Source organism: Chryseobacterium sp. KBW03 (assembly GCF_003852415.1).
GTDB lineage: Bacteria > Bacteroidota > Bacteroidia > Flavobacteriales > Weeksellaceae > Chryseobacterium > Chryseobacterium viscerum.
The window spans coordinates 756,803-767,307 of sequence record NZ_QAJO01000004.1 but is presented as its reverse complement, the minus strand read 5'-3'; the positions used below and the strand labels follow the sequence as shown (position 1 = coordinate 767,307).

Annotated in this window: 8 protein-coding genes; 4 read left to right on the top strand and 4 right to left on the bottom strand. The window is 36.3% G+C overall.

All coding sequences use genetic code 11. From position 1 onward, the window contains the following. Positions 1–284 precede the first annotated feature (284 nt). Together DBR39_RS11505 and DBR39_RS11500 are read right to left on the bottom strand one after the other, a co-directional pair. A complete protein-coding gene (locus tag DBR39_RS11505; RefSeq protein WP_124533172.1) occupies positions 285–1,331 on the bottom strand; it encodes a PA0069 family radical SAM protein in 1,047 nt (348 codons plus the stop codon). A 123-nt stretch (positions 1,332–1,454) separates the two neighbouring features. Then, positions 1,455–1,649 carry a hypothetical protein gene (locus tag DBR39_RS11500; protein WP_124533170.1) on the bottom strand — a complete coding sequence of 65 codons (195 nt, stop codon included), beginning with the start codon at positions 1,647–1,649 and terminating at the stop codon, positions 1,455–1,457. A 175-nt stretch (positions 1,650–1,824) separates the two neighbouring features. Between DBR39_RS11500 and DBR39_RS11495 the strand changes: the two genes are divergently transcribed. Next, complete coding sequence (locus tag DBR39_RS11495) at positions 1,825–2,175, top strand: hypothetical protein (RefSeq protein ID WP_124533167.1); 351 nt, start codon at positions 1,825–1,827, stop codon at positions 2,173–2,175. A 111-nt stretch (positions 2,176–2,286) separates the two neighbouring features. On the opposite strand, the gene DBR39_RS11490 is transcribed toward DBR39_RS11495, so the two are convergent. After that, positions 2,287–4,938, bottom strand: a complete 2,652-nt coding sequence (locus DBR39_RS11490) for a hypothetical protein (protein ID WP_124533165.1) — start codon at positions 4,936–4,938, stop codon at positions 2,287–2,289. Positions 4,939–4,971: 33 nt separating this feature from the next. After that, positions 4,972–5,769 (bottom strand): DUF2797 domain-containing protein, encoded by a 798-nt coding sequence (locus DBR39_RS11485; protein ID WP_124533163.1) that lies wholly within the window; start codon positions 5,767–5,769, stop codon positions 4,972–4,974. Positions 5,770–5,858: 89 nt separating this feature from the next. Here DBR39_RS11485 and DBR39_RS11480 point away from each other — a divergent pair, with 89 nt between their 5' ends. From DBR39_RS11480 to secA, 3 genes are all read left to right on the top strand, one after another. Continuing rightward, positions 5,859–6,887: a GDP-mannose 4,6-dehydratase gene (locus DBR39_RS11480; RefSeq protein ID WP_124533161.1), complete on the top strand. Its 1,029-nt coding sequence runs from the start codon at positions 5,859–5,861 to the stop codon at positions 6,885–6,887. Positions 6,888–7,023: 136 nt separating this feature from the next. Then, entirely contained in the window at positions 7,024–7,245 is a 222-nt protein-coding gene (locus DBR39_RS11475; RefSeq protein WP_002662059.1) for a DUF2795 domain-containing protein, read from the top strand. A 125-nt stretch (positions 7,246–7,370) separates the two neighbouring features. Beyond that, entirely contained in the window at positions 7,371–10,445 is a 3,075-nt protein-coding gene (gene secA, locus DBR39_RS11470) for a preprotein translocase subunit SecA (protein WP_124533159.1), read from the top strand. Positions 10,446–10,505 lie beyond the last annotated feature (60 nt).

Genomic DNA, 10,505 nt, shown 5'->3' with positions numbered 1-10,505 from the left:
CCGAAAACCCGAAACGCGAAAATCATCATTCATCATTCATCATTTATAATTCATAATTAGACCTCCCCTAGCCCTGATAGCAATGGTTACCCCGCAGTTTAGGTAGGAGCGTTGGTGGGTTCGAGGGGCGGAAAGCATTGGAGCGAGGAGTATGAATGGATAGCAGGAATAGCTCCTAAGAAATAGGATATACTATATATATGATGTACGAGTAATAAAAAATGGTTAGAAGGGATAAATCTACTTATACTATATATAATAGATAGGACTTTTGAGAAATCATATCAATCGAACAATCTCAATTGCTGATCACGGGCTCCGGTAAAGTTAGCAGTAGATAGCTTTGGAAATTCTTTACCCTCGAAAAACTTCTTTCTGCCAATCTTAAATGTTGTGTGAATCATTTCTGCGATATTCCCCTCCCCTCTTTGTCTTTCAAAATATCTTTTATCACCAAGCTTTCCTCCCCGCATAGAGCGGATGAGATTTAATACTTTCTGTGCTCTGTCTGGAAAATGAGTTTCTATCCAATTGACAAAAACGGGTTCAACAGTATCATTTAATCTTACGAGAGTGTATCCAAACCCGGAAGCGCCTGCTTCAGAAATTGCTTTTAATATATTCAACGGCTCATCACTGTTGAGTCCGGGAATAATGGGAGCCACCATTACATGTACGGGAATCTTGTTTTCGGAAAGAATTTCTATGGCTTTTAATTTATTTTTTGCAGAACTAGTCCTTGGCTCCATCTTTCGTCTCAGTTCTTCATTGATTGTTGGAATACTTAAAGAGACTGAAACCAGGTTCTGTTCCGCCATTGGTTTTAGAATATCAAGATCTCTTAATACGAGCGCATTTTTTGTCAGAACATTGACAGGGTGTCTGTAATCAAGACAAACCTGCAGTATTTTTCTGGTGATTTCAAATTGTCTTTCGGCTGGCTGATAGCAGTCTGTATTTCCGGATAAGAGAATTGGGGCTGCCTTATAGCCTCTTTTTTGGAAAAATTTCTCCAATAATTCGGGAGCATTTTTCTTGACCATGATTTTTCTTTCAAAATCTATCCCGGCACTATAGCCCCAATATTCGTGGGTAGGTCTTGCAAAACAGTAAGAACATCCGTGTTCACATCCCTGGTAGGGGTTCATTGAATATTCCATGGGAAGATCTTCGCTTTTCACCTGATTTACAATGGTTTTGGGAAAAACCTCAGTAAAAGAAGTCTTTATGGTTTCGAAATGTTCATCTTCAGGTTCATAGGTATACCTGTCGAAACGGTTGATTACGTTTCGCTGAGCTCCCTGACCTTTTATGAAATTTTCGTTTTGCATTCCGGTGTAAAATTAGAATGGAATTTTCATAAAATAATGAGTTTTAACACTAAAGTTTTCCACAAAAAAAATCCAACACTTTCAAAAGCGTTGGATTTAAACATAATTAAATATATTTTTTTACTACTTCAGTGCGTAAAATTCCACTCCGTGATGTTCATCTTCATTGTACTTTTCATCAAAGTGTCTGTGATGGTCCGAATAGGAATCACTATATTTTTTATCTTTTTTAGTTAATATCTTTTTAATACTTATTAAGCTTAATACTGCCAAAAGACCAACTCCCCCTGCCAGTAAAACTCCAATCTCTTTTTTCATATTTTCTTTGATTTATTATTGATACCATTGCAAAAAGTATACCTATTCTATTTTTCTAAATTATAAATTTTGTTAACATTAAAGTTTATTTTTAGGAAAACTATAATCTGCTATTTTTCTTATATTTAGGAATTGCAATGGTTTAATTATTGTACTTAACAAGAAAAATATTATTATGGAAAATCCAGAAAACATCGACAGAATGACGACCTTAAGTGAAGTCATGAAAACGCTTTCTGAAAGAGGAATACAGAGAGAATTCAGGATGAATGAAAATTGTGAAATGAAGTTTGAAAATTCTGACAAAATTTATCAGCCTACGGAATTGGTTATTTTAAAAACATACCGTTTTGAAGGAGACAGCAATCCGGACGACAGTGCAGTTCTTTATGTACTAAAAGACAATAATGGAAATCGTGGAATGATTATAGATTCTTACGGGGCAGACAGCAATTATCCCGGTGAAGCGTTTGATAAGTTTTTAAGGGATATTCCTATTTTAGAAAGTGACGAGTTCAATTTTTAACTGAATCTATCTTATATTAAATTTTTAAACCATTAAGGTTGTTTTAATTAAAAAGAACAATTGTATTTATATACTCAGCACTCCATAATTACATCTTAGTGGTTTAAAGAATTATTCTTCAGATTTTTCCTTTTTCTTAAATATATTGTTCAGGAAGCCTTTCTTTTCTTTTTTCTCTCCTTCCGGCGGGGAAGCTGCTTTTTTATTTTTGATTTCCTGTTTTATTTCTTTTACAGACTGCTTCATTTCTTTCACGGAAGAAACGGCCTCTTTCACTTTTTTTTCTGTTTTTTCGACATTTGCACCTATCAGCGTCTTCTTTAACCCCTGTTCAATTCCTTTCCAGAAGAGGTTAAAGAAAGACTTTGTGGGATCACGTTCCACATTTTCTACAGCAACGGCTTCAGGAAAGCTTCCTGAGTTTGATTTTATAAAAATATTGGCAACGGCCGTTAGAAAACCTTTCTTTTCATGATTATTTTTATTCAATACGGCAATCTTTAAGTCCTTATGTTTAAGATTAAAGGTTCCATGTAGCCCTGCCGGATTTCCTTTAAAATTAAAGAGCATCTCCTGAATAGTTCCTGCAGTAGCCGTCACATGAAGGTAAGGTCTGATAAAAGGATTAATTCCGCTGGCCGGAAGATTGGAGGTTTTCCCTGAAATCGTAAAGGCATCATTCTGATCAGCAACATCAAAGCTCCAGTTTACAGATAGCGGCGACAGGTCCATGAAAGAACAGTTGATTTTAATATCTACTCTGGTAGGTTTTCCTTTTACTTTAGCTGAGTTCAGATTTTTAACATTCATATTAAAATTACTGAATATCAGTTTTCCGGGACCCATGCTCTCCGGAGTATCTTCTTCATAGACTAATTTTGAGTTTTTCAGATCAAGAGTATTGACTGTCATCGGAATTTTAATGGATCGCAGCATTTTTGAATACAAAGCCTTTACTTTTGGATCATCTTTCGGGATTTTACTTCTGAAAATATTAGCATCAGCTGATTGGATGGTTACATGGGAAGCATTCACCATTTTCTGATGAGAAAACAGATCCCAGTTCCCTTCTGCGGTTATTTGTCCGGCTTTCAAATCATAGAGATCCCTCTCAACAGGTATCATTTTGATAAACTGCGCTCTCGAAACAAGAGGTTTCATCGCAAAATTATTGATCTGAACTTTATTCTTATTCAATTTCAAAAGACCAAGGCTAAGATTATAAAATGGTGTTTTGTAAGCAAAATTCCGGGTGGTGAGATAATAGTCTTTTATTGTAAAAGAAAGTCTCTGCTGGTTTGGCTTAGGTGCTAGTTCAATAGCATTAAATGTCGCATTCAGATCATGAAAAGCCAGTGGTTGTTTTCCTTTCTCATAAGTAAGGTTTGAATTTTTTAATGAGGCTTTTCTTATGATGATTGAATTGATAATATTGGGCTGAGGAGATTTGCTCTGTTTTTTTTCACCTGCTTTAACTGTTCCGTTTACATTTTCTACAAGAAGGTCTTTAAGGTCCAGATTCAGTTTTTTATCAACGAATTCCAGCTTATTAATATTAAAAGCAATATGATCAGCTTTTAAATCCATTGTTGTTTTTTCAATCGCAGGAGAACCCGGAGTTAGTACAACATCTCTTATTTCACCGCTGGTAGGCTTCAGCGCAATACTTCTTACCGCGATATTCTGATGATTAGAATATACAATGTTGTTTCCGGCTAATGTAAAATCTTTATAACCGACAGGAATAATCTGGTCTGAAGTGTCTTTATTAAACATCAGCTGATTGATATTTACATTAAAGTTTCCGACAGACAAAAGTGTGTTGCCATCCGGTTTATTGACCCGAATTCTACCGTTATTCAGTTTTATATTCTTTAAATCAACTTCAAAATTTGATTTTTTTTCATTCTTTTTCGTCTTTACTCCTGTATTATGGACTGTAAAAACAGGATTTTGAAAATCTGCATTGCTAAGAGATACCTTATTTTTATTCAAAACCACATCTTTGAATTCCATTTTCGGAACTGAACATTCAAATAGCTGAGCTTTTTTAGGATAAAACCGTTTAAACTGAGCGAAAGAAAGAAGCGGTATCAGTTTGAAATCCCCCACTGACACTTGCCCATCAGCAGTATTTATACTATTAATGGTAATAGCATAGGTTTCATCAGGACGGAAAAAGAATCTCTGTCCTTTGATACTGTAGCTGTCAAAAACAACGGGTAATTTATCTTCTACAGATTCTTCTGTCATCTGTAAGTTTTCGACGAACAGATCCAGTTGCTCCACGGATAAGAATTTCTGTTTGGAAGATCTGAAAACAGCAATCTTTCCGTTATTGATTCTTATGTTTTCAAATAAAAACGGATTTCTTTTCTTTTCCGTTTTGCGAAGGACTGGTTTTGCCAGAATGATATTTAAATTAGGTTTTGCCAGCAATAAATCCGATGAGCTTATTCTTTTATTAAAAATAGCATCATAGATCCCAAAACGGCTTATTTTTAAGGTATCAATAGTTCCCTGCAATCCAATAACATCTGTGTTTTGAGGGTTTTTACTATTGACAGAAATTCCGGCAGCAAAGATATTTCCCGATCCTAAATCTACATCTAAAGTTTTGTAGGAGACCTTATAATCTGTATTCTTTTTAATATAATCGGGAAGCTGGGTTTTAAGCCATATATTCAGTCCGAAATTCGCAGCAAGAAGAATTCCTGCCAGGATTCCGAAGCTTATCAATAGTCTTTTAACCCATTTTCTCATATTTTGTGATTTGGTTCTTACATTTTATATCGGTCAGTTCTTTATGTCAAGCTCAATAACATACCCTTCATGTCCTCTTATATTGATGAAATTTCCGCCCTCAAACCCCAGATACTGTCCTTTGATCCCGGTAAGTTTTCCTGTAAATTCAGGCTTTTTATCCAAAGTAAATGAAGAGACCTTTTCCGGTTTTTCAAAAGGGTAATCAAACATCCACAGCTCCTCTTCTTCTCTATAGAATTTTTGAAAATCTTCGGGAAAATATTCTTTTATCTTCTGTCGAAAATCAGCAAGATCCACTTCTCCTTCAAAATCATCCTGCAGCATCTTTCTCCAGTTGGTTTTATCTGCTAAATGTTCTTTCAAAGCAACTTCTATCATTCCTGCTTCATACCGGTTTTCTGTTCTTGCAATGGGTAATGCAAAAGTTGCACCCTGATCAATCCATCTCGTAGGAATCTGTGTATTTCTGGTCACTCCCACTTTTACATCTCCTGTATACGCCAGATAGACCGTGTGCGGCTGAAGCTGAATTTGTTTTTCAACCTCAAGATCACGTTCTGCAACCCCTAAATGCGCGGTGGAGAGTTCCGGACGGATAATCGTATCGCTGGCATAAGGACTTTCAAAAAAGCAGCTTTTGCAGAATCCCATTCTGTAAATAGGTTTATTTTTACCACAGTTTACACACTGAAATCCGGTATGTTTAATGCTTAACTCCTTTCCTAACAGCTCATTCATGTGGATCAGATCCCCTGAAAGATTGAGGTAGTATTGGATGGGTTTTGCATCGTAGCTTGTCATCTTTAAAATTTGCCCTTGAAACTGCATATTATATTTATATTACTTTTTTAAGTAAATTTAATGATTATATTTTTCAAAAAGTAAAATTTATATTTTTGTACTCATAAAAAATACAAATGGTTTATCTTGTAACAGGCGGTAGTGGGTTCATCGGATCCCATTTAATTGAACAATTATTAAGAAATGGACATTCTGTCATAAACATTGACAATTTTGATGATTTCTATAACTATCAGGTGAAAATTAAAAATACTTTAGAGTCAATTGACAAAATTTCGGATTTTGAATTCTCAGATAAAGAGAAGGATATCCAACATCTGATCTCCCTCTCTCATTCTGACCAATATTCCCTCTATTGGCAGGATATCCGGGATAAAAAAGGTCTTGAAAACATCTTTAAAAATCATCATATCGACATGGTGATTCATTTGGCTGCCCTTGCGGGTGTCCGTCCGTCTATTGAGCGTCCTTTGGAATATGAAGAAGTAAATGTTCGCGGGACGATGAATCTTTGGGAACTGTGTAAAGATTTCAATATTAAAAAATTTATCTGCGCTTCCTCTTCAAGCGTGTATGGAAACAATGAAAAGACTCCGTTTGCAGAAACCGATAATGTAGACAACCCGATCTCTCCTTATGCTGCCACCAAGAAAAGCGGAGAAATTATAGGACATGTTTACCACAATCTATATCATATAGATATGATCCAGCTTAGGTTCTTCACCGTATATGGTCCCAGACAAAGACCTGATCTTGCTATACACAAGTTTGTGAAGCTTATTTCAGAGGATCAGGAAATTCCTTTCTATGGTGATGGAACTACGGCCAGAGACTACACGTATATAGATGATATTATTGACGGAATTATCAAGTCGGTTTCTTATTTAGAGCATCATTCCGGAGTATACGAAATCCTTAACCTGGGAGAAAACCAGGTGGTCACTTTATCTGAGATGGTTTCTACCATAGAAAAGGCATTGCAAAAAACTGCCACGAAAAAAATTCTGCCAATGCAACCCGGTGATGTCACAAAAACCAATGCCGATATTACAAAAGCAAAGGATTTAATAGGGTATGCACCGGCCACAGACCTCCAAAATGGCATAAAAAAATTTGTGGAATGGTTTTTGAGAAAACGACATTAAGTAAATTGCTGACACAGCTTTCATTCAGTTTGTGACAGCCATTTATAGAAAAAAATTATAAAAAGAATTGAAAATCAAGTATAAAAAAGTTTATTATACAACCTATTTTTATACTTTTGCAAAAAATTAGAAAATTATGTACTGGACATTAGAATTAGCTTCATATTTAAGTGACGCACCTTGGCCAATGACAAAAGCAGAGCTTATTGACTACGCGATCAGAACTGGTGCACCTATGGAAGTAGTTGAAAACCTTCAGGCAATCGAAGATGAAGGTGAAATTTATGAATCTATCGAAGAGGTATGGAGTGACTACCCTACTGACGAGGATTTCCTTTGGAACGAGGACGAATATTAATAAAGCGATAAGCTTTAGGCTGCGTGCTTAGAGCTTTTTTGCCCTTTTTATATATTAATTTACACGATAAGCGTGTCATTTAAAACGCTTAAAGCATCTTGCATTAAGCATAAAGCAAAAAATTTATGAGTTTTTTAAACAAAGTTCTTAAAGGGTTTTTGGGAGACAAAAAAGCGCAGGACCTAAAAGAAGTAAAAAAAGTTGTAACAAAAATCAAGGCTGTTGAACCCAACATCCAACAATTGACGGATGATGGACTGAGACAAAAAACGGCTGAGTTTAAAGAGAATATAAAATCTGCAACCAGCAAGATCACAGCTCAGATAGAACAGATTAAAGAGCAGATAAAAAATTCAACCAACGTTGACGAAAAAGAAGCTCTTTTCTCAAAAATTGAGTCTCTAAAGAAAGAATCATACGAAGTTGAAGAAAAAGTTCTGGTTCAGGTTCTTCCCGAAGCTTTTGCATTGATAAAAGAAACGGCAAGAAGATGGGCTCAGAATGGAGAAATCCGTGTAACGGCTAGTGACTGGGACAGAGAACTGGTTGCTGCAGGGAAAGATTTCGTTCAGATCGAAGGAGACACAGCTGTTTGGAAAAACTCATGGGACGCTGCCGGAACTCCTGTAGTTTGGGATATGGTCCACTATGATGTTCAGTTTATCGGAGGGGTTATTCTTCACAGCGGAAAAATTGCCGAGATGGCAACCGGTGAAGGTAAAACTTTGGTAGGAACATTACCTATTTACTTAAATTCACTTCCGGAAAGAGGAGTACACGTTGTAACCGTGAATGACTACCTTGCAAAAAGAGACTCCGCTTGGATGGGTCCATTGTATCAGTTCCACGGAATGTCTATCGATTGTATCGATAACCACCAGCCAAACTCAGACGGAAGAAGAAAAGCATACAACTCAGATATTACTTATGGAACCAACAACGAATTTGGTTTCGATTACCTGAGAGATAATATGGTGACTTCACCTTCAGAATTGGTACAAAGAGAATTGAACTTTGCTATCGTGGATGAAGTTGACTCTGTATTGGTAGATGATGCAAGAACGCCATTAATCATTTCTGGTCCGGTTCCTCAGGGAGACAGACAGGAGTTTGATGTTCTGAAACCTTCTATCGACAGAATTGTTGAAGTACAAAAGAAAACAGTTTCTACTATTTTTAATGAAGCGAAAAAATTAATCGCTGCAGGAAATACAAAAGAAGGAGGATTCAAATTGCTTCAGGCATACAGAGGTCTTCCAAAAAACAGACAATTAATCAAATTCTTATCGGAAAGCGGAAACAGAGCATTGCTTCAGAAAGTTGAATCGCAGTATATGCAGGACAACAACCGTGATATGCCGATTGTAGATAAAGATCTTTACTTCGTAATCGAGGAGAAAAACAATCAGGTAGACCTTACAGACAAAGGTGTTGAATACATGTCTCAAGGAAACTCTGACTCTAACTTCTTCGTACTTCCGGATATCGGAACTGAGATTGCTGAAGTAGAAGCTAAAAACCTTTCCAAAGAAGAAGAGTTTGAAGCTAAAGAAAGACTTTTCTCTGATTTTGCTGAAAAATCTGAGCGTGTTCACACGATGAGCCAGCTATTGAAAGCATATACATTATTTGAAAAAGATGATGAGTATGTAGTAATTGATGGTGAAGTAAAAATCGTTGACGAGCAGACAGGTCGTATCATGGAGGGACGTCGTTATTCTGACGGTCTTCACCAGGCGATCGAAGCGAAAGAGAATGTGAAAATTGAGGCTGCTACTCAAACTTTTGCAACAGTTACGCTTCAGAACTATTTCCGTATGTACAACAAACTTGCGGGGATGACCGGTACTGCTGAAACGGAAGCTGGAGAACTTTGGGAGATCTACAAATTAGACGTAGTGGTAATTCCTACCAACCGTGTTATTTTAAGAGATGACAAACAAGATTTAGTTTTCAAAACTAACAGAGAAAAATATAATGCCGTAATTGAAGAAATTGAAAAATTAACAGCAGCAAGAAGACCTGTCTTGGTAGGTACAACTTCTGTTGAAATCTCTCAATTATTATCAAAGGCACTTCAATTAAGAAAAATTCCACACCAGGTATTGAACGCGAAACTTCACAAGAAGGAAGCAGAGATTGTAGCAGGTGCAGGACAGCCGGGAGTGGTAACAATTGCAACCAACATGGCGGGTCGTGGTACGGATATCAAGCTTTCTAAAGAAGTAAAAGAAGCCGGAGGTTTAGCTATTATCGGTACAGAAAGACACGATTCAAGACGTGTTGACAGACAGTTAAGAGGTAGAGCGGGACGTCAGGGAGATCCGGGAAGTTCTCAGTTCTATGTATCTCTTGAAGATAACTTAATGCGTTTGTTCGGTTCTGAAAGAATTGCTAAAATGATGGACAGAATGGGTCATAAAGATGGTGAAGTTATTCAGCATTCTATGATCAGTAAGTCTATCGAAAGAGCGCAGAAAAAAGTAGAAGAAAATAACTTCGGAACAAGAAAAAGACTTCTTGAATACGATGACGTTATGAACAAGCAGCGTGACGTGATCTATAAGAGAAGAAAGAATGCTTTATTCGGAGATCACTTGAAATACGATATCACGAATATGATTTTCGATGTTTCTAATTCTATTGTTGCAAAAGGTAAAGCAAACGGAAGCTATAAAGATTTTGAATTTGAAATAATCAAACATTTCACAATGGCTTCTCCTGTTTCTGAAAGTGATTTCAGCAATAAACAAGTTCCGGAATTAACGGATATCTTATTCAAAGCTGCTCAGGAGGATTATAACATGAAACTGAACTTATTGAAAGAAAAATCATTCCCTATTATTGAGAATGTTTATCAAAATCAAGGTTCAATGTTTAAAATGATTCAGGTTCCTTTTACTGACGGACACAAAACAATGACTATTGTAGCTGATCTTAAAGAAGCTTACGATACCCAATGTGAAAGTTTAGTGAACGACTTCGAAAAGAATATCACTTTATCAATCATCGATGAAAACTGGAAACTTCACCTTCGTGAGATGGATGATCTTAGAAGATCTTCTCAGGGAGCTGTTTACGAGCAGAAAGATCCACTTGTGATTTACAAACAGGAATCTTTCCATTTATTCAGTGAAATGATTGACAAATTGAACAAAGAAATTATTTCATTCTTATACAAAGGAGAAATCCCGGCTTAAGAAAATTTTAATAAAATCATATAAAAACCGCTCTAGCACTGGCTAGAGCGGTTTTTTCTT

What these genes read in the sequence shown, in the direction of transcription:
- DBR39_RS11505 (WP_124533172.1), bottom strand. Translation starts at nt 1,331, where the DNA reads ATGCAAAACGAAAATTTCATAAAAGGTCAGGGAGCTCAGCGAAACGTA.
- secA (WP_124533159.1), top strand. Translation starts at nt 7,371, where the DNA reads ATGAGTTTTTTAAACAAAGTTCTTAAAGGGTTTTTGGGAGACAAAAAA.
- DBR39_RS11475 (WP_002662059.1), top strand. Translation starts at nt 7,024, where the DNA reads ATGTACTGGACATTAGAATTAGCTTCATATTTAAGTGACGCACCTTGG.
- DBR39_RS11500 (WP_124533170.1), bottom strand. Translation starts at nt 1,649, where the DNA reads ATGAAAAAAGAGATTGGAGTTTTACTGGCAGGGGGAGTTGGTCTTTTG.
- DBR39_RS11495 (WP_124533167.1), top strand. Translation starts at nt 1,825, where the DNA reads ATGGAAAATCCAGAAAACATCGACAGAATGACGACCTTAAGTGAAGTC.
- DBR39_RS11480 (WP_124533161.1), top strand. Translation starts at nt 5,859, where the DNA reads ATGGTTTATCTTGTAACAGGCGGTAGTGGGTTCATCGGATCCCATTTA.
- DBR39_RS11485 (WP_124533163.1), bottom strand. Translation starts at nt 5,769, where the DNA reads ATGCAGTTTCAAGGGCAAATTTTAAAGATGACAAGCTACGATGCAAAA.
- DBR39_RS11490 (WP_124533165.1), bottom strand. Translation starts at nt 4,938, where the DNA reads ATGAGAAAATGGGTTAAAAGACTATTGATAAGCTTCGGAATCCTGGCA.